Below are 19,374 nucleotides of genomic sequence, written 5' to 3' on the forward strand. Positions count from 1 at the left end.
TACAAAGAAGCGCCTGCAGATCCTCGATCTGCAGGCGTTTTTCTTTATGGCCGGCCTTCAGAGCCGTATCGTCACGCCGACCTGGAAGCCCCGCCCCGGCAGGGGCGCGATGTACTTCAGCGGCGAGTTGTGCGGCCGCGCTTCTTCATTGAGCAGGTTGCTGCCATTGACGAACACTTCCACGCCTGCGATGTAGCTGTTGCGCACTGGAAGTTCGCGGCTGACCTGCAGGTCGACCAGGTTGAATGCGTCGAGCGGAATTTCCTCACTGACATTGCGACCCAGGTACTTCTGCGCGTCGTAGTAGGTGCTGGACAGTTGTGCCTTCCAGCCTTCGCGCTGCCACTGCAGGTTGGCGCCGTAGCGGTTGGTCGGCATGTTCGGCAGATACTCGCCGTCGTTGTGGGCGCGCAGCGAATCCGGGTGGTCGGCCTTGTTCTTCACCAGGTCGGCGAAGGCGGAGACGTTCAACGTGCCATAGCGGCCCAGGTCCAATGCCTGCGACGCGTCGATCTCGAAGCCCTTCACCGTGGTGTCGGTCTGCTTCCAGTACTTCAGCGGCAGGCGGTTGGCGGTCTGCAGGCCGGAATAGCCGAGATAGAGGTAGTTCTCGTACCGCATCCGGTACGCGGTGGCGGACAGCTCGAAACCGCCGAGGTGGAACAGGCCGGTCAGTTCCAGGTTCTTCGCGCGCTCCGGTTCCAGGTTCTGGTTGCCTTCTTCCTGTGTCATCACCGAATAGTGCGCGTTGCTGGCATACAGCTCGTTGATCTCCGGGGCGCGCTGTGAGGATGAGTAACGGACCTTGGCCGCGAACAAGGGGCCGAGCTCGACGTACGAGCCGAGGCTGTAGCTGTTGAGCCGGTAGTCGCGGTCCTGCAGTTTCGTGTTGGCGGCATTGCGCGCGGTCTTGAAGCGGCTGGGCTGTAGTGCGTGGTCGACCCGTTCGTGGCGTACGCCAGCATCGAAGGTAACCCAGCCGACGTCCACCGTTTCCTTCAGGAATACCGCATTGCTGCGGGTGTCCACGTCCGGCAGGTAGCGCTGCGAGCCGCTGCCGGTGACATCACGCGACTGGTGGCTGAAACCGACCAGGCCGCTGAGCGGGCCGACGCGTTGATGGCTGAGCAGCAACTCGGCCTGGGTGCTCTCGAAATCGTAGTCGTTTGCTCTGGTGGTACCCAGCCGCTCGCCTGAAGTGTTGTCCAGCCTGGACACGCGGAGTTCCGCGCGCTCGAACCACGGCAGCGGATCACGCAGCAGGGCTTCCAGCGCGTAGCGCTGCTGCTTGATCACCACGCCCACCGGCAGGCCATCGGCATGGTTGGAACCGAACGACAGGTTCTGCATCGAGAAGCCCGGCACGCCGTACTCGCTGTCCTTGGCATCGATGCTGACACCGACGTAGCCGCGGTCAAAGAACAGGGTCGAGCCGAAGGCCACCTGCGCGTTGCGCGCATGGCTGTTGCCCAGCCGATGATGGTAGTCGGGCGTCACATCATTGTTGATCTGCTTCTGCACGTATGACGGCGTGCCGGCGACATAGGCAGGATTGACCGGGTTGATATAGGTGCGGCGCTGCCAGACCGAGGTCGGGTTGTTGGTGTAGAACGAGAATTCACCATCGGCCCAGTCAGGATTCTCGGTCATGAACTGGTCGATGTAAGGCTGCGAGGCCTTGTTGTAGATCTGCTGTACGCGTGCTTCCTTCTGGCAGCTGTCGGCCAGCGCCGAGTTGACGCCGCCGGCCGACGGGAACAGTCGGGTGTTGCAGACACGGGCCTTGCTGTTGCCGGGGATGTCGTAGTGCGAGATGCGCTGGCGCGAGACCTGCAGGTTGGTCGAGAGGTTGCGCTGGTTGTTGAAGTTCATGCGGAAGCCCTGCGCATCGGCGGCATTGAAGCCCTTGCGCAGGACCAGTTCCATCGACTGGTCCTTGTCTTCCATGCTGCGCGAGATCAGGCCCGAATCGATCTCCACGCTGCCGCCGATCGCATTGCCGCCATAGCGCACCGTGTCCGAGGACTTGTTGACGGTGACGCTGCGCACGAACAGTGGATCGAACGGAATGTTGATGTCGCCGCTGATCGCGTTCATGCCGAGGATGGACTGGCCGTCCTGCAGGATCTGCACGCGGTTGCCGCTGAGGCTGCGGATGACCGGGGCGCCCGCGTTCGGCCCGAAAGCACTGTTCTGCACGCCGGAGACGTGTTCGAGCAGGCCGCCGAGGGTGCGGTTCTGCGCCTGCGGATTGTCGACGGTGACCCGGCTGTCGATGCGCGAGGGCTGGGAGGCCTGGACCTGGAGGGTGGGGAGGGTGGGTTCGTCCGCGGCCTGGGCGGTGTGGACGGCGAACAGAATGGCAGCAGCAAGCAGGTGGCGACGCATGGCAGGACTCGTGAAGGCGAAGTGAAATGTTATAACGTAACTCTTTGTATCGGCAAGGACGGATGAGACCTTGCCGCCAGACCGAAATCGCGGGGGCGCGAATGAGGTTGCCGCGTGTTCAGCGCCCCGCCTTGCGCCGGGCGCCGATGCTGTGCACGATCCGAGGCGCTGCGCCCCACAACGCGTCACGCAGAATCTTCTTCACTGGAACGGAGCAACGTATGAAGCTGTTGTCCGCTGTGTTGTTGTCTGCGCTTTCACTCCCCGCCGTTCCGGCGCTGGCTGTGGAGACTTCGCCTTCCCCCCTGCTGGGGCGCTGGTCGCTGGATATCGCCACGTCTGCGCTACCCGAAGCGCAGCGCCCGAAGCACGTGGTGCTCGAGTTCAAGGACGCCGGTGGTGGCCGCTGGAGCTCGCACGTGGACATCGTCCTGCACGACGGCAAGACCATGAAATCCGACGGCACGCTGGCCCTGGATGGCACGCCCGGCGCCCTGTCCGGCACCTATGGCGCGGACAAGGCCAACCTGAAACTGCCTGCACCGAACACGCTGGTGATGCAGCTGGTGGACCATGGCACGCCGGCCTCCACCCGCATCTACACCGTGGCGGATGACCAGGCGACGATGACCGAGACCAAGGCGTTCTACGGTCATGACGGTACGCCGATCCTGCAGACCAACCTGTTCAAGCGCATGCCGTAGCGATGCTGCATTCACCACGCCCGCAGGGCAGGCGTGGTGAATGCAACGGCGTTACACGGCGGCGGCCGGATCGCGCTTGCCGGTGTCGATGCCGTACTTGTCGATCGCGTCCTGCATCCGCGAGCGTTCGATGCGGCCTTCGTCGGCCAGCGACTTCAGGGCCGCCAGTACGATGAAGTGGCGATCCACTTCGAAGAACGTGCGCAGCGATTCACGCGTGTCGGAACGGCCGAAGCCATCGGTCCCCAATGCGGTGAAGCGGCGGTCGTTGATGAAGGGACGGATCTGGTCGCCGACGATCTTCATGTAGTCGGTGGCCACCACCACCGGGCCTTCATGACCCTGCAGGCACTGCTGCACGTAGGGCACGCGCGGTTTTTCGGCCGGATGCAGCAGGTTCCAGCGCTCGGCGGACAGCCCGTCGCGGCGCAGTTCGGTCAGGCTGGTCGCGCTCCACACATCGCTGGCGATGCCGAAGTCCTGCTGCAGCAGGTCTGCCGCGGCTTCCACTTCGCGCAGGATCGAGCCGCTGCCCATCAGCTGCACGCGTGGCTGCAAGGCGTTGTCGGCGGCTGCCGGATGCAGCAGGTACAGGCCCTTCAGGATGCCGGCGTCGGTGCCTTCGGGCAGTGCCGGCTGCGGGTAGTTCTCGTTGAGTACGGTGATGTAGTAGTAGATGTCTTCCTGGTCGACATACATGCGGCGCAGGCCGTCGTGGATGATCACCGCCAGTTCGTAGTTGTAGGTCGGGTCGTAGGACACGCAGCTCGGAATCACCGACGACAGCACGTGGCTGTGGCCGTCATCGTGCTGCAGGCCTTCGCCCATCAGCGTGGTGCGGCCCGACGTGGCACCGAGCAGGAAGCCGCGGGTACGCGCGTCGGCAGCGGCCCAGGCCAGGTCACCGACGCGCTGCAGGCCGAACATCGAATAGAAGATGTAGAACGGAATCGTGGCCAGGCCGTGGTTGCTGTAGGCGGTGCCGGCGGCGATCCATGAACAGATCGCACCGGATTCGTTGATGCCTTCCTGCAGGATCTGACCGTCCTTGGCTTCCTTGTAATAGCTCAGCTGGCCGGCATCCTGCGGGGTGTACAGCTGGCCCAGGTAGGAGTGGATGCCGATCTGGCGGAACAGGCCTTCCATGCCGAAGGTGCGCGATTCATCGGGCACGATCGGAATCACCAGCTTGCCCAGATCCGGGTCCTTCAGCAGGCTGGTGAGGATGCGCACGAAGCCCATGGTGGTGGACTGGCCGCGATCGCCACTGCCCTGCAGCTGGGTGTTGAAGATCGACAGCGGCGGCAGCGGCAGCGGATCCACCTTGGCCAGGCGCGCCGGCAGCTGCCCACCCTGGATGCGGCGGCGTTCGGCGAAGTAGGCGGCCTCGGCGCTGCCCGGTTCCGGGCGCAGATAGGGCATCTCCTCCAGCTGCTCGTCGCTGACCGGCAGGTTGAAGCGGTCGCGGAAGGCGCGTACTGCATCGGCGCTCATCTTCTTCAGCTGGTGGTTGATGTTCTGGCCTTCGCCGGCTTCGCCCATGCCGAAACCCTTGACCGTCTTGGCCAGGATCACCGTCGGCCGGCCGCGGGTGTTCACCGCCTGCTGGTAGGCGGCGTACACCTTCTGCGGATCGTGGCCACCACGTGCCAGCGCCCAGATGTCGTCATCGCTCATGTGCGCGACCAGCTCCAGCAGCTCGGGGTAACGGCCGAAGAAATGCTCGCGCACGTAAGCACCGCTCTGCGACTTGAAGGTCTGGTAGTCGCCATCCACGCATTCCATCATGCGCTGGCGCAGCAGGCCGCTGTGGTCGCGGGCCAGCAGGTCGTCCCAGCCACTGCCCCAGATCAGCTTGATCACGTTCCAGCCGGCCGCGCGGAACGTGCCTTCCAGTTCCTGGATGACCTTGGCGTTGCCGCGCACCGGACCGTCCAGGCGCTGCAGGTTGCAGTTGACCACGAACACGATGTTGTCCAGCCGCTCGCGGCCGGCCAGCGAAATCGCCGCCAGCGATTCGGGCTGGTCCATCTCGCCGTCGCCGAGGAAGGCCCAGACCTTGCGGTCCTGGTGCTGCTTCAGGCCGCGGTACTCGAGGTAACGCATGTAGCGCGCCTGGTAGGCGGCGGTCAGCGGGCCCAACCCCATCGACACGGTGGGGAACTGCCAGAACTCCGGCATCAGGCGCGGGTGTGGATACGAAGACAGGCCGTCACGACCGGCTTCGCGGCGGAAGTTGTCCATCCGTGCCGGATCGATGCGCCCTTCCACGTACGCACGGCCATAGATGCCCGGCGCGGAATGGCCCTGGATGTAGATCATGTCGCCGTCGAAGGTGTCGGTACGGCCACGGAAGAAGTGGTCGAAGCCCACGTCGTACAGCACCGCCGCCGACTGGTAGGTGGCGATGTGGCCGCCGACGTTGGAGTGCTTGCCGGCGCGCAGCACCATCACCATCGCATTCCAGCGGATCATCGCGTTCAGGCGGCGCTCGATGGCCAGGTCGCCCGGGTAGGCCGGCTGGCGCTCCGGCGGGATGGTGTTGACGTAGGCGGTCCACGCGCGCGCATGCAGATCGCCGTGCCGCTGCGCATCCAGCTCGCTGAGCTGGTCGATCAGGTAATGCGCGCGTGGCCGGCCACCGGCCTGCATCACCGCCTCCAGCGATTCACGCCACTCCCGCGTTTCCAGCGGGTCGGTATCGAAGGGGGTCAGGGCTTGGTTCATGACTGTCTCCAGAGGGCGCCGACTCTGCCTGGGCGACAACACCGGCTGGGCGCACAGCACTGGAGCGGGGTCGCAATGGCGGGGCCGTGACGCGAAGGGCGACCGTGGCGGCCACCGGGGAGGCAAGCGTAGGCCCGGCCCCGCGGCTTCGATAGGCGGGCCCGGCTTGGGTCTCTGGCAAGCAAGGGTTGGCACGGTGCGCCATATCATGGGCGAATGTGCCGGGCGGAGAGTGCCTGGCATGGCCGCCTGCTGCAACGCCACTGTCATCGATGGCCGTCACCCTGCGGGGCTTTCCAGCCTCGGGGTGTTGGCCGGCCGTGAACAGCGTGAGGATCTGGGAGAAGAGCTACGCGCTGCGCCGACGGCTGCTGCGTGGCTTCTTCCTGCGTCGCGGTTCTGCCAGCGAAGACGCCGAGGACCTGGCGCAGGAGGTGTACCTGCGGCTGCTGCGGGCCACCGGCGAGAATGCCGCAGCGATCGAGAACCCGGAGGCCTACCTGTTCACGGTCGCGGCCAACCTGGCACGCGAGCACGCGCGCGCGCGTTTGTCGCTGCCGCCGCTGGAAGACGTGGATCAGCTGGCCGAAGTGCTGAAAAGCGAAGAAGACATCGAGGGCGAGTTCGAGCGCGCGCAGCGCTGGAACGATATCCGCAGCACCATCGCACGTCTGCCGGCGACCACGCGACGGGTGATGGAGCTGCATTACCGCGACGGGCTGGACTGCCCGGCAGTCAGCCAGCAGTTGCAGGTGTCGGTGCACATGGTGCGCAAGCACATCGGCAAGGGTCTGGAGGCCTGCAGGAAGGCGCTGGGCGCCAGGGAGCACGCATGAACCGGAACGCATCGCCCATGGCCGACGACACGGTCGCCTGCGAGGCAATGGACTGGTTCCTGCGCAATCGCGAGGGAGTGCTGGACGAGGCCGAGCGGGTTGCGTTCCTGGACTGGATGAAGCGCTCGCCCGAGCACGTGCGCGCCTATATGCACGCCCTCGCGCTGCACCGGCAGGTCGGCGAGGCACTGCAATCGCCGTTGCCGGAAGAGGCGCCGGCGCCGCCACGGCAGGCGGCCGCCAAAGTGGTGCCTCTGTTCGATAGTGCCCCCGCCGCGCCGCACGCCGCGCCGCTGCGCCGCCACACGCGCGGGTGGGTGATGGCTGCCGCAGCCTGCATCGCCCTGCTCGGCGTGGGCCTGGTGCCGCAGCTGACGCCCACCGAACAGCTGTACAGCGCCGACCACGGTGAACTGCGTGACCTGGTGCTGCCTGACCGGACACAGGTGCGGCTCAACGCGGACAGCCGCCTGCGGGTACGCATGGGCTGGTTCAGTCGCAAGGCGGAACTGCTGCAGGGCGAGGCGACGTTCGACATCGCACGCGACCGCCGCCCGTTCCAGGTGCAGGTGAACGGCCTGGAGATCCGGGACATCGGCACAGTCTTCGACGTGTCGCGGCGGCTGCAGAGCACGCGCATCGGTGTGGTTTCCGGCGAGGTCGAGGTCTGGAGCCAAGGCGCGGGTGCCCGCCGCCTGGCCCAGTTGGGGCAGGGCCGGGTGGTGCAGGTCGACGCGCGCAGCCATGCGGTGGAGTCCTTGGACATGCCACTGTCGATGCTGCTGGACTGGCAGCAGCGCAAAGTGTCCTTCCTTGACGAACGCTTGGACGAAGTGGCTGCTGCCTTCAACCGGCACAACCAGGTGCAGGTGCGCGTGCTGGACGAGGGCGCGGCATCGGCACGGTTGTCCGGCAGCCTCGATGCGCATCGCATCGGTGCGCTGCAGGCCTTCCTCGAACGTGACCCGCGCTTCGTGGTGAGCCGCGAGGGCGACACAGTGCGGGTTGGCAGCCGCTGAGGCCGAGGTGGCCGTGGACTGTCAGAAAAAATTCATTGAATCCGCGTTCTCCACTTTGGTGGATGCGGGCTCTTACTTGGGAGAAGCCGCTGCCGATCCGCGCAGCGGCGCCTGCTGCCTTCTCTCTTCCAAGGACCCGTGATGCGCAACACGCTCTACCTGTCGATCATCCTCGCCCTGTCTCCCGGCAGCATGCCATTGGCCCTCGCCGCCGCCGCCGATGGCCTGGAGGCGCGTGTGTCCACGCCGATCGCGGCACAGCCGCTGGCGCGTGCACTGGAGCAGTTGTCACGCAGTTCCGGGGTGCAGTTCCTGTACTCGGCCGATGGCGATGCCCGCATGGCCGGTGCGGTGCCGCGCGGTGCCACCGTCAGGCAGGCGCTGGATGCACTGCTGGCCGGTACCGGCCTGGGCTACACCGTGGTGGATGGCAATGTCATCGCCATCGATCCGGCACCGGTACGCAACGCGCCGAACCCCGGCGCACCGAAGCCGCGCGAGGCCGAGGCGGTGGTGGCGCCGACCCTGGACACGGTGAAGGTGATTGCCGCGCACGAGGTGATCGACCAGAAGAAGACCTCACCGGTGATCAAGGATTCGGTGGTCTACGACGAAATGGACAGCTACGGCGACGAGACCCTGGCCGAGAGCCTGATGGCCGCTCCAGGCCTGAGTGCGGTGGAGGATGCCGGCGAGCCACGTTACCTGACGGTGCGCGGCGTACAGGCCAACCTCAACTACACCACCATCGATGGCATCGCGATTGCCAGCGTGGGTGGCAGTGGCTCCGGCGAACGCATGAACAACCTGCAGCTGATTCCCAGCGACATCGGCACCCGTACCGACATCTACAAGAGCTTCAGTGCGGAGCAGGCACCGGATGCGATCGGCGGCGTGATCGACATCATCAGCCGCAGTGCCTTCGACCGGTCCGGCAAGTACGTGTTTGCCGACGTGGCAGGTATCTATTCCACGGCCGAGACCAACGTCGAGCGCAGCGCTGGCGGCAACCACGAAACCCTGGGCCACTTCGGCAAGAGCGCCAAGATGGTGTTCTCCAACCAGTTCGGCGCCGGGCAGGAGTTCGGCATCGTTGCGGTGGCACGCTATGAGCAGCGTTCGCGCAACAGCGTCAAGCGCTGGGTGGAGTCGAACTACTACTACAACGACGCCGGCAAGTACCTCACCGACGGCACCACCGGGCCGGATGAGGCCAAGGGTTGGAACGGGCTGCGTGCGCCCGGCAATTTCAGCACCGGCACCTACACCAACTTCATCACCAACTTCGGCGGCTCGGCCAAGCTGGAATGGAAGCCGTCGGACGATCCGTTCTACGCATCGGTGCTGCTGTACTCGTACCGGTTCTACGAGAACTCGACGATGAACAAGACCGACCTGTACGGCAACGCCAAGTTTCCGATCCGCAACCAGACCGAGGACAGCGGCACCACCCAGATCAACAGCATCTACATCAAGAACCGCCACGACCGCTGGGACCGCAGCAACCGTGGCGCCATCGCCAGCTTCAACTGGGACATCGGCGACCGTTCGCGGCTGAGCCTGCGTGGCGGCCATACCGAAGAGACTTTCCACAACAACCAGGTCTACTGGGGTGTGCGCGCCTACCCAAGCAGCCTGTTCGTCGACTACGAGAACGACAGCCACGGTTTCCCCAACGCGGTAGCGGTGTCCGATTCCAGCCTGCTGACCAGCTCGGCGTTCAAGCTCAATCCGGCGCAGGCCTATGTCTCCCCGCGCGATGCCAAGGAGAGCATCGACAACCTGCGCGCCGACTTCAGCTACAACATCGACGCCGATGCGCGTGGCTTCGGCCTGGCCACCGGCGCCGAATACCGCCACCTGAAGATCTGGCAGGACATCGACTTCGACTACTTCAAGAGCAGCGCCACGCTCAACGATTACCTGTATCCGGGATCGACGCTGCTGGGCAGCGTGCCGGGCTTCCCGCTGATCGACAACCGCAAGTGGAACGAGGAACTGCTACCGAAACTGGGCAACAACAATGCGGCGTATCCGAATGCCAACTTCACCAGTGACTACAGGTACGTGGAGGACATCACCAATGCGTACGTGTCCGCGCACTACGCCTGGGACCGGCTGCTGCTGATCGGTGGCCTGCGCCATGACCACACCCGCTTCGATGCCTACAGCCCGTTCAGCAATGATGGCGGCACCACCTATACCTCCGCCTTCCGCAACACGAGCGGTGGCTACAACAACCTGTTGCCCTCGTTGAATGCGACGTTCAAGCTGAGCGAGGACCAGCGCCTGCGCTTCTCCGCCAGCCGCACGCTGGGCCGGCCGACGCCGAGCAACATTGCCCAGGCCACCAGCACCAGCTGTGGCGATGACGAGGAGGGCAGGGGCTTCTGCACCATCAAGCAGGGCAATGCGAACCTGCAGCCGCGCCGTTCCACCAACATCGACCTTGCATGGGACCTGTACTTCAACGGCAACAACGGCCTGGTCTCGGTGGCGTTGTTCGACAAGGTAATCAAGGACGACATCTACACCCTGACCACCTTCGAGAACGTGGGCGATACCCGTTACCGGGTGACCCAACCGATGAACACCGATGAGTCCAGGCTGCGCGGCGTCGAGTTCGCGGTGGCCAACCGCAACCTGCAATGGGGCCGCCAGCGCTTCGACATGTACTTCAACGCCACGCGGCTGGAAGGCAGGACCAACTACCGCATCACCGATGGCACCGAGCGACGCCTGGACCGGCTGCTGTACCAGCCGGACTGGTCGCTCAATGGTTCGGTGATCTGGCGCATGCCGTGGAAGAACTCGCAACTGCGCCTGTCCGGAACCTACCGCAGCCGGATGCTGGTCGACTTCGGCGACACCCAGTGGCTGGATTCGTACTACGACCCGTACATGACCTTCAACATGGCCTTCAGCCACAAGGTCAGCAGGCACGTGACGCTGAAGTACGAAGCCAAGAACCTGTTCAACACCCAGCCGACCTACAGCACCGGCCCGAACGGGCGCTTCCGTACCGAGATCGACGACTACGGCCGCTTCTTCTACTTCCACATCATCTACAACTGAGGGCACAGCCGTGGAGACGATCAATCGCAGGCGATTCCTGGCCCTGGCCGGCCTGTCCGCTGCCGGCGCCTGGATGGGCACGGCACGCGCGCTGGCCGCGCAGGCCGATGCCACCACGCTGAACCCGCGCAACCTGCTGGCCAAGCCGCGCTTTGCCAGCACGCCCTTCACCCTGGGCGTGGCCTCGGGTGATCCCACGGCCGACGGCATGGTGCTGTGGACGCGGCTGGCGACCGAGCCGCTGGTGTTCGGCGGTGGCATGCCGACCCGGCCGATGGTGGTCGAATGGCAGCTGGCAGCGGACGAAGGCATGCGCAAGGTGGTACGCCAGGGTTCGGCGCTCGCGCATCCCGAACTCGGCCACGCGGTGCACGTGGAACTGGAAGGATTGGCGCCCGGACGGCCCTACTGGTACCGCTTTACCGTGGGTGGCCACGCCAGTGCAGTCGGTTGTACCCGCACGCTGCCGGCAGCCGCGGCAGCGGTGGATCGCGTGCGCTTTGTGGTGGCCGGCTGCCAGCACTACGAAGAAGGCCACTACACCGCGTGGCGGCGCATCGCCGAGGAACCGCTGGATTTCGTCTTCCACTACGGTGATTACATCTACGAAGGTGAAAGCCAGCCTGGCCTGCGGAAGATGAACGGCCAGCCGTTCACCAACCTGCGCAACCACGTCGGCCCGCAGACCTACACGCTGGATGATTACCGCCGCCGCTACGCCCAGTACAAGAGCGATGCCGACCTGCAGGCCGCGCATGCGTCGGCACCGTGGTTCGTCACTTTCGATGACCATGAAGTGGACAACAACTGGGCCGGCGCCGAAGACCAGGACGATACGCCCAGCGAAGTGTTCCTGCTGCGGCGCGCACAGGCGTTCCAGGCCTACTACGAGAACATGCCGCTGCGCCGTTCGGCATTCCCGCGCGATGGCCACATGCAGCTGTACCGGCGCGCACGCTACGGAACGCTGATGGACCTGCACCTGCTCGACACACGCCAGTACCGCAGCAAGCAGGTGAACATGGCGCTGCGTGAGGACGTGGAATCGCCGGAGCGCAGCATTGTCGGTGCGAAGCAGGAGCGCTGGCTGTTCGATGGCCTGGCCGATGCCGCACCGCGTTGGCACACCATCGCCCACCAGGTAGCGCTGGGCAACTACATGCGCGAGAAGGACGGCGTGGTGCAGTCGTCCGATGACCAATGGTCGGGTTACCTGGACAGCCGCCGGCGCCTGCTCGACCACATCCAGAAGGTCGGCTTCGGCAACGTGGTGACCGCCTGTGGCGACGCGCACCGGCATTACGCCAGCGACCTGGTGCAGGACCATCGTGATTCGGGCGTGGTCTCCAGCGAGTTCCTTGCCACTTCGATCACTTCGGGCGCCGATGGCCAGGGCGTGGACGCTTACGCCCGCAACCAGCTTGCGCACAGCCCCAATCTGAAGGCGACCACCGACAAGCGTGGCTATGTGCTGTGTGATGTCACCCGCGATGCGTGGATCGGCGACATGAAGACGCTGGATACCGTGATGCAGCCCAATGGCGCGCTGCAGAGCTGGAAGCGCTATGCGGTGGAGCATGGCCGGCCGGGGTTGCAGGAGGCCTGAGTCTATCGGTCTGCGCTGTAGAGCCGAGCCCACGCTCGGCTGCATTTTTTCGGGGCAATGCGACCGGGGCGAAAGCAGCCGAGCATGGGCTCGGCTCTACAGGGATTCTTCAATCGTGCTCGAACCGCAGCGGTTCGGTGCCCATCGCCGGGTCACTGGTGCCGGGGCGACCATCCTCGGCGCGGCCGGCCAAACGCAGCACACTCCCACCCGCGCTGATGCGCAGGTCATACCAGCCGGCGGTAGGCGTTGCATCCCACGCCAATGAAGTCTGCGCATGTGCGGGCAGCGCCAATGTCTGTTCGGGCATGTGTCCTGCATAGGCGCCGCCATGCACGCGCACCTGCTGTGCACTGTCACCCAGATTGCGCAGGTGCAGCCGCAGCTGGCCATCCGCGCGATCAATTGAAGCCTGCACGGCAGGAGCCTTGGCCGCACCCTGGAAGTGGCGGTGGAAGCCGTTCGGACCGAGCAGCCACAGGTCATAGCGGCCCTGGGCGTCCAGCGGCCAACGCTCGCGCAGCGGCATGCCCGGCAGCAGCGTGTAACGGCGCGGCACCGCCTCCAGCCGCAGCCGATCGTAGACATGCAGCACTGCCGCTGCGCCCTCGCAGGACAACGCCAGGTCAACGCCCGCGACGTCGACCGCAGCAATCGATGCCTGCGGTCGATAGGGAAGGGCACGCGCCGGGCGTACACCGCTTTCCTGTTTCGCTGGCTTCAGCCCCTCTGGCAGCGCGGGCACGGTGCGCCCCGGCAAAGCAGCGGCGCGTGCGGCCACCGCGCTCACGTCGGGCAGGCCGCGGACGAACGGGCGGGTATCGCGCTGGGCAAAGTCGAACGCAGTGCTGAGGTCGCCGCAGACCGCGCGGCGCCGCGGCGAGATGTCCGGCGCGGACACACCAAAGCGGCGTTCGATCAGTCGAATGACCGAGGTGTGGTCGTACACCTGCGAATCGACCCAGCCACCGCGGCTCCAGGGCGAGATCACGTACAGCGGCACGCGCGGGCCCAGTCCATACGGGCGGCCGCGCAGTTCGGCGAAGTCGTACTTCTCATCTCCCGGTGCCGGATGGCGGTGGTACTCGCCTTCAGTGCTGACCGAGGACGCACCCGCCCAGCCACCGTCCACCGGCGAAGGCGGTGCCGGTGGTGGCATGTGGTCGAAGAAACCGTCGTTCTCGTCGAACATCAGCAGCAGGGCGGTGCGGCTCCACACCTGCGGATCGGCGGTCAGTGCATCCAGCACGCGTGCGGTATAGGCCGCGCCCTGGGCCGGGCTGGAGGGGCCGGGATGCTCGCTGCCGGCCGCGTCGGCGATGATGAAGCTGACCTGCGGCAGGCGTCCGTCGATGACGTCCTGGCGCAGCTGCGCCAGGCCACGCGTGCTGACCCCGCGTGCGCGCAGCTGCGGGTCGTGCCCCGGCGCAGCGCGGTAGGCCTGGCGGAACGCCTCGAAGCCGGCCAGCGGGTTGTCGGTGAAGTTGTCGGCCATGTCCTGGTAGATCTGCCAGGATACCCCCGCCTTCTGCAGGCGTTCGACATAGCTGGCCCAGCGGTACGACGCAGGATGCCCGCCGTGCTCGGGGAAGTTGTCGTGCGAGTTGGCGATCACCGGGCCGCCGGCGCGGGCGGCAGCATCGTTGTGGCCGGTCCACAGGAACACCCGGTTCGGGTTGGTTCCGGCCTGCATCGCGCAGTGGTAGGCGTCGCAGATGGTGAAGGCATCGGCCAGGGCGAACTGGAAGGGCAGGTCGCTGCGCTGGAAGTAGCCCATCGAGTGGTTCTGCTTGGCTTTCGGCCATTGCCCCATGCGTCCGTGGTCCCAGGCCCGCTGTGCATCCGGCCAGGTGTGCGGCGTGCCTTCCACGCGCATGTAGCCGAAGTGCGCGGCGGTATCCAGCGGGAACGGCGCAATCGCGCGCTTGCCGCTGGCATCGGGCTGCAGCCACAGGCTGCGCGCGCGGGCGCCGGCCTGCAGTGCCTGCGCCGGAGCGACGAAGCGATCGCCGAAACCCCGCACACCCGGCAGCGTGCCGAAGTAGTGGTCGAACGAACGGTTCTCCTGCATGAACACCACGATGTGCTGCAGGTCTTCCAGGCTGCGGGTTTGCGCGGCGGGGGCGATCGCGGCGGCCCGGGCGATGCTGGGCAGCAGCGGGGAAAGGCCGGCGGCAACGCCGGCCTGCAACAACCGGCGTCGGCCGATTTCGGTCACGGGCTCACTCACAGGTCCACACGGAAGGAGATGCCGACGGTGCGCGGAGCGCCGATGAAGGCGTTGTCGCGGCCGTCCACCCCCGCAAGATACCGCTTGTCGGTGAGGTTGCTCACCACCAGGTTGGCACCCATGCCCTTCAGGCGCGGCGACAGGCCCTGCAGGTCGAAGCCGATGTTCGCGTTGAACACGGTGGCCGAGGGCAGCTTGTTGACGTTGGCGGCGTCGAGGTAGCGGGTGCCCAGGTAACGGCCGGACAGGCCGAAGTTCCAGTTCTCGCCCTGCCAGTCCGCCGAGAGTACGAGGGTCTGTTCGGGTTGGCCGATCACCTTGGCGCCGTCGACGATGCCCAGCTGGGTATCACGCGCGGCATCGCCACTGCCCAGGTACTTGGAGCGGTTGTAGGTATAGGCGGCGTTGAGGCGCCAGCCGTTGTCCCAGCCATAGCCGAACGCCGCTTCCAGGCCGTTGCTTTCCACGCCGCCGAAGTTCTCGTAGACGCCGTCGGTCTCGCCCAGGTAGTCGATGCCGCTGACGAAGCCGGCCGGCAGGTAGACGATGCGGTTGTCGAACTTGATGTTGTACAGCGTGACCGAGGCGGTCAGGGGCCAGCGGCTGATGCGCATGCCCATTTCAATGTTGTCGGCGGTCTCCGGCTCGACGTTGCGGAAGCGCTGCGGGTCGGTCTCGCCGAGCACGCCGGAGGGGATGGCGGCGAAGTTCTGCGAGAAGCCCGCGAACAGCTCCATGCCTTCCACGCCGGGCGCCCAGGTGAAGCCGGTGGACAGCAGCGGATCGGACCTGGAGTCGGATGTGACGTGCTCGCTGGCACCGATCACGCGGCGGCGCGACTGGTCCACGAAGAACTGCTTCACGCCGAGGCGCGCGCTGAACGGGCCGAAGCGGGCCACGTCCTCGACGTAGTACATCTGTTCGTCGACCTTGTACTTGTCCTCGAACTGTACCCAGTACGGCTGGTGGTCGAAGGCGATGTCCCGGCCGACGTTGAGCAGGCGATGCCAGTCGCGGCGTGCCGAACGGTCCAGCTTCTCCACCCACAGGCCGCCGCGGATCGTGTTGTCGACTGCGCCGAAAGTCTGGCGCCATTCGACGTCGGCGGTAACGCCCATGCGGTCGTTGTCGTAGTGGGTGTGGCGATACGACTGCGCGCCCAGCACGTTGCCGGCGTAGCAGTTCGGATCGTACTCGGCGGTGAAGCCCAGGCGCGGGCTGCAGCTGGCCAGGCGCTGCGCGGCACTGCCATCGGGATTGACGAAGAAAATCTGGCCACGGTTGCTGCCGCCGTACACGGTCTTGCCACCGAGGTATTCCGACTCCGGGCGACCGGCTCCGTCATCGCTGACCTGCGCCAGATACGGTGGCAGCCAGTCGCCGCGGCCTTGCATGCGGTGCCCGTAGGCGGCCACCGAGGCCTTGAAGCCGTTGCCACCGTCGAAGGCCGCGCGCAGGTAGCCGAAGGTGTTCTCGCGCAGCGCACGCGAGCCGGAACGGTAGTTCTGGTCCAGGTAGGGAATGCCGGTGAGGGTACCGACCAGGTTGTCGCGATCCGGATTGGTCGCGAAGCCCTTCGGTGAGACGCTGGTGTACTCCGGCTCGTCCGCATCGTTGTAGGACAGGTAGCCGGTCAGGGTCCAGCGATCCAGTTCGGTGATGAACTTGCCGGCGATGTGGTCATTGCTGGTCTTGCCGCTGCCATCGATCCAGTCATGCACGCGCGCCGACGAGGCACTGACCCAGGCGCGGGTGTGGCCGCCGAGCAGGCCGGTGTCGTAGCGCACGTAGTACTTGCGTGCCTCGTTGTCACCGGCGCCGACCACGAAGCGCAGGCGGCTGTCCTGCAGCGGATCGCTGGTGAGGAAGTTGAGCGTGCCGCCCAGGGCCTCGTTCGAGCGCGAGGAGATATCGGCAGTGCCCTGGCTGACTTCCACCGTTTCCAGGTCGAGGGTGTCGATGTAGCGGTTGGCCAGCGAGCCGCCGCCGTAACCCGAGCCACCATTGGGCAGGCCGTCGATAGTGGTGCCGATCTGCTGGGTATCACGGTTGGTGACGAAGCCACGCATGCTGATCTGCGTGCCCCACACCGACGAGCCGGTGGCATCGGCCTCGCTGACCACCACGCCGGGCACTTCGTTGAGCGCGTCGTTGACGCTGCTCATCACGGTCTGCCGGTTCAGCGTTTCCGCACGCACGGAAGTCTTGGCATAGCTGGTGGCCTGGCCGATCACCTGCACCTGGTCGAGGGTGCGGGCCTCACTGCTGCGCGCTTCAGCGGCATCGCCCTGCGGTGCTTCGGCCAGGGCGTCCAGTGCGGGAGCGATCAGCAGGGCAAGCAGCGAGACACGGGGAAAGCGCGCAGACGTTCGCATCGAGACCGGACCTTCAGAGCAGGGAAGCCCCGGAGTGTCGGCAGCGCCAATGACATCGGCATGACGTGGCGATGCAGGAATCGTGTTCTGCGACGGCCGGCACCCGCCGCCTGCTTCAGTACCGTGCGTCCTTGGGCTTCGGGTCACGCGGCCAGTCCTTGCCCTTGTTGGCGAAGTCCGGCCGCGGCTGGTTGATGAAATAGCCGGCGATGTCCACCGCATCCTGGTCCGGCATCACCTGCTGCCCCAGCGGCGGTGCCCGGGTCACTGCCGGTGGCATGTTGTGCTTGATGAAACCGGCCGCCTTGTACAGGCGCGCCATGCCGGCACCGATGTTGAAGCTGTGGTCGCCCCACAGCGGCGGGAAGGCGATGTCACCGCTGGCATCGCGTCGGCCTTCGCCGTTGTCGCCATGGCAGGCGGCGCACTGCACGGCATACAGCGCCTGGCCGCGGACCGGGTCCGGAGTCAGCGTGCTGTCGATGGGGCCCTCACTGGGCGCGGCCACTTTTGCACCCTCTGGCACCGGGCTGCTCAGCCACGCCATGTAGTCGAGCATCGCGCGCATCTGCGGTGCGTCCTTCGGCAGCGGCTTGCCGTTCATCGAGCGCTGCAGGCAGCCATTGATGCGCTCGGTCAGCCCGATCACCTTGCCCGGGCGCGGCATGTAGCGCGGATAGGCACCGCCGCCGGTATTGAAGTAGTGGTTGCCGAACGGTCGCTTGCCCTCGGCCATGTGGCACGAATTGCAGTTCAGATCGTTGCCGACGTTGTCCGGAAGCAGGCGCGCGGTCTCGTTGAGGATGCGCCGGCCGAGCATCACCGATTCGGCATTGCCCAGTCCGGCGATCTCCTCGGCACTGGGCGCGTGGTAGTGGGCGACCACCTTGCCCTGTGCATCGAGGATATCGATCGTACTGGCTACGGCGGCATCCAGGCCCGGGTGCAGGTGACGATAGGCGAGGGTGCCCGCACCGGCCAGCAGCACCACGGTGATCGCACTACCGAGCAGCAGGCGGGAACGTTTGCGCGAACGCTTCATCGTGCGGCCTCCTGCGGAACGAAGTGCACCGGCTTGTCACGCACCACCCGGCGCATGCGTGCCACCTCGACCTCGCTCACCGCGCTGGCCTGGTTGCCCCAGCTGCTGCGGATGAAGGTCAGGATCTGTGCCAGCTGCGCGTTCGGCAGCTGCTCGAAGCCGGGCATGGTCAAGGCCATGCGGTCGTGCGGGGTGTGCGGGGTGCGACCCCCGATCAGGGTCACCTGCACCAGCGAACTGGGATCGTCGGCGAACACGATCGAGTTGCCTGCCAGGGCAGGATAGACGCGTGGCATGCCGCGCCCGTCGGCACGGTGGCAGGCCTGGCAGTGCTCGGCATAGGCCAGCGAACCGGCCACGCGATAGTCGCCACTACGCAGCGCGGCGGTGGTGGTGTCGGTACCAGGCGACCACTGCGCACTGCGTCCCTCACGCGCCGGCAGCTGCTTCAGGTAGCGCGCCATGGCCAGCAGGTCAGCGTCGGACAGGTACTGCGTGCTGTGCTCGACCACGTCGGCCATGCCACCGAAGGCTGCCGATCGATCGGTGCGCCCGGTGCGCAGGAAGTCGACGATCTCGCCCTCGCTCCAGCTGGCCAGGCCGGTCGATTCATTGCGCAGGTTCTTCGCATACCAGCCTTCCAGCACCGAGCCGGACAGGAACTGGCGGCTGCCATCGTCGGCCATCGCCTTCTCCTGGAACGCCAGCCCACGTGGTGTATGACAGGCGCCGCAGTGGGCCAGGCCCTCAACCAGCTCAGCGCCACGCTGCTGGCCCACATCCAGCGACGGATCCGGGTTGAAGCTGCGCGGGCGCGCGAACAGCAGCTGCCACCATGCCAAAGGCCAGCGCATGTTGGCCGGCCATGGAATCGTGCTGTCGGCGTTGCTTTGCTTCACCGGCTTCACCGAGCCCATGAAATAGGCATACAGCGCCTTGATCTCGGCATCGCTGGCGATCACGTACGAGGCATACGGCATCGCCGGATACAGCGGCTGGCCGTCGTGGCGGATGCCGCGGCGGACCGCGCGTTCGAAATCGGCGTAGTCGTAGGCACCAATGCCGGAGTCCGGATCGGGGGTGATGTTGGTCGAATAGATCGTGCCCATCGGCGTCTGCATGCCCAGGCCACCGGCGAACGGCTTGCCGCCCGGCGCGGTGTGGCAGGCCGCGCAGTCGGCGGCACGTGACAGGTAGCGCCCCTGCGCGATCAGCGCCGGATCGTGGATGTCGACCTGCGCGGTCTGTCGCGGTGCGAACCAGTAGGGCGTGCTGCGGGCGATGCCGTAGGCGGCGGCCACCGTGGCGGCCAGGGCAATGGCGAGCTTGAACGAGATGCGCATGGCGGCACTGTGGGCACTCCCGGGCGCGC

The 19,374-nt window shown here is 66.0% G+C and carries 11 protein-coding genes; 5 read left to right on the forward strand and 6 right to left on the reverse strand.

What is annotated here, in order from left to right:
* Window positions 1-57: 57 nt before the first annotated feature.
* On the reverse strand, window positions 58-2,388 hold the full coding sequence (locus AC5P5W_RS03095; RefSeq protein ID WP_197574428.1) for a TonB-dependent receptor domain-containing protein: 2,331 nt from the start codon (window positions 2,386-2,388) through the stop codon (window positions 58-60).
* Between the two features lie 221 nt (window positions 2,389-2,609).
* Between AC5P5W_RS03095 and AC5P5W_RS03100 the strand changes: the two genes are divergently transcribed.
* On the forward strand, window positions 2,610-3,092 hold the full coding sequence (locus AC5P5W_RS03100; RefSeq protein ID WP_014646723.1) for a hypothetical protein: 483 nt from the start codon (window positions 2,610-2,612) through the stop codon (window positions 3,090-3,092).
* A 51-nt stretch (window positions 3,093-3,143) separates the two neighbouring features.
* Here the strand turns inward: AC5P5W_RS03100 and aceE are convergent, their stop codons facing one another.
* A complete protein-coding gene (aceE, locus tag AC5P5W_RS03105; protein ID WP_495220821.1) occupies window positions 3,144-5,819 on the reverse strand; it encodes a pyruvate dehydrogenase (acetyl-transferring), homodimeric type in 2,676 nt (891 codons plus the stop codon).
* 320 nt (window positions 5,820-6,139) lie between these two features.
* Between aceE and AC5P5W_RS03110 the strand changes: the two genes are divergently transcribed.
* From AC5P5W_RS03110 to AC5P5W_RS03125, 4 genes are all read left to right on the forward strand, one after another.
* Window positions 6,140-6,655 carry an RNA polymerase sigma factor gene (locus AC5P5W_RS03110; RefSeq protein WP_041863300.1) on the forward strand — a complete coding sequence of 172 codons (516 nt, stop codon included), beginning with the start codon at window positions 6,140-6,142 and terminating at the stop codon, window positions 6,653-6,655.
* On the forward strand, window positions 6,652-7,674 hold the full coding sequence (locus tag AC5P5W_RS03115; protein WP_197574429.1) for a FecR domain-containing protein: 1,023 nt from the start codon (window positions 6,652-6,654) through the stop codon (window positions 7,672-7,674). The genes AC5P5W_RS03110 and AC5P5W_RS03115 overlap by 4 nt, the downstream gene beginning before the upstream one ends.
* Window positions 7,675-7,815: 141 nt before the next feature.
* Entirely contained in the window at window positions 7,816-10,749 is a 2,934-nt protein-coding gene (locus AC5P5W_RS03120; protein ID WP_495220822.1) for a TonB-dependent receptor, read from the forward strand.
* 10 nt (window positions 10,750-10,759) lie between these two features.
* Window positions 10,760-12,355 carry an alkaline phosphatase D family protein gene (locus tag AC5P5W_RS03125; protein ID WP_180834888.1) on the forward strand — a complete coding sequence of 532 codons (1,596 nt, stop codon included), beginning with the start codon at window positions 10,760-10,762 and terminating at the stop codon, window positions 12,353-12,355.
* A gap of 109 nt (window positions 12,356-12,464) precedes the next feature.
* Here the strand turns inward: AC5P5W_RS03125 and AC5P5W_RS03130 are convergent, their stop codons facing one another.
* The 4 genes from AC5P5W_RS03130 to AC5P5W_RS03145 form a co-directional block, all read right to left on the reverse strand.
* Window positions 12,465-14,573 carry a phosphocholine-specific phospholipase C gene (locus AC5P5W_RS03130; protein WP_495220823.1) on the reverse strand — a complete coding sequence of 703 codons (2,109 nt, stop codon included), beginning with the start codon at window positions 14,571-14,573 and terminating at the stop codon, window positions 12,465-12,467.
* Between the two features lie 8 nt (window positions 14,574-14,581).
* On the reverse strand, window positions 14,582-16,960 hold the full coding sequence (locus tag AC5P5W_RS03135) for a TonB-dependent receptor domain-containing protein (protein ID WP_197574432.1): 2,379 nt from the start codon (window positions 16,958-16,960) through the stop codon (window positions 14,582-14,584).
* Window positions 16,961-17,075: 115 nt separating this feature from the next.
* A complete protein-coding gene (locus tag AC5P5W_RS03140) occupies window positions 17,076-18,002 on the reverse strand; it encodes a c-type cytochrome (protein WP_014646731.1) in 927 nt (308 codons plus the stop codon).
* The gene (locus AC5P5W_RS03145; protein ID WP_197574433.1) at window positions 17,999-19,345 is read right to left on the reverse strand and encodes a c-type cytochrome; all 1,347 of its coding nucleotides are present in this window, start codon (window positions 19,343-19,345) and stop codon (window positions 17,999-18,001) included. Before AC5P5W_RS03145 ends, AC5P5W_RS03140 begins: the two co-directional genes overlap by 4 nt.
* Window positions 19,346-19,374 lie beyond the last annotated feature (29 nt).

It is taken from the genome of Stenotrophomonas sp. YJH_SMC_123 (assembly GCF_059368215.1).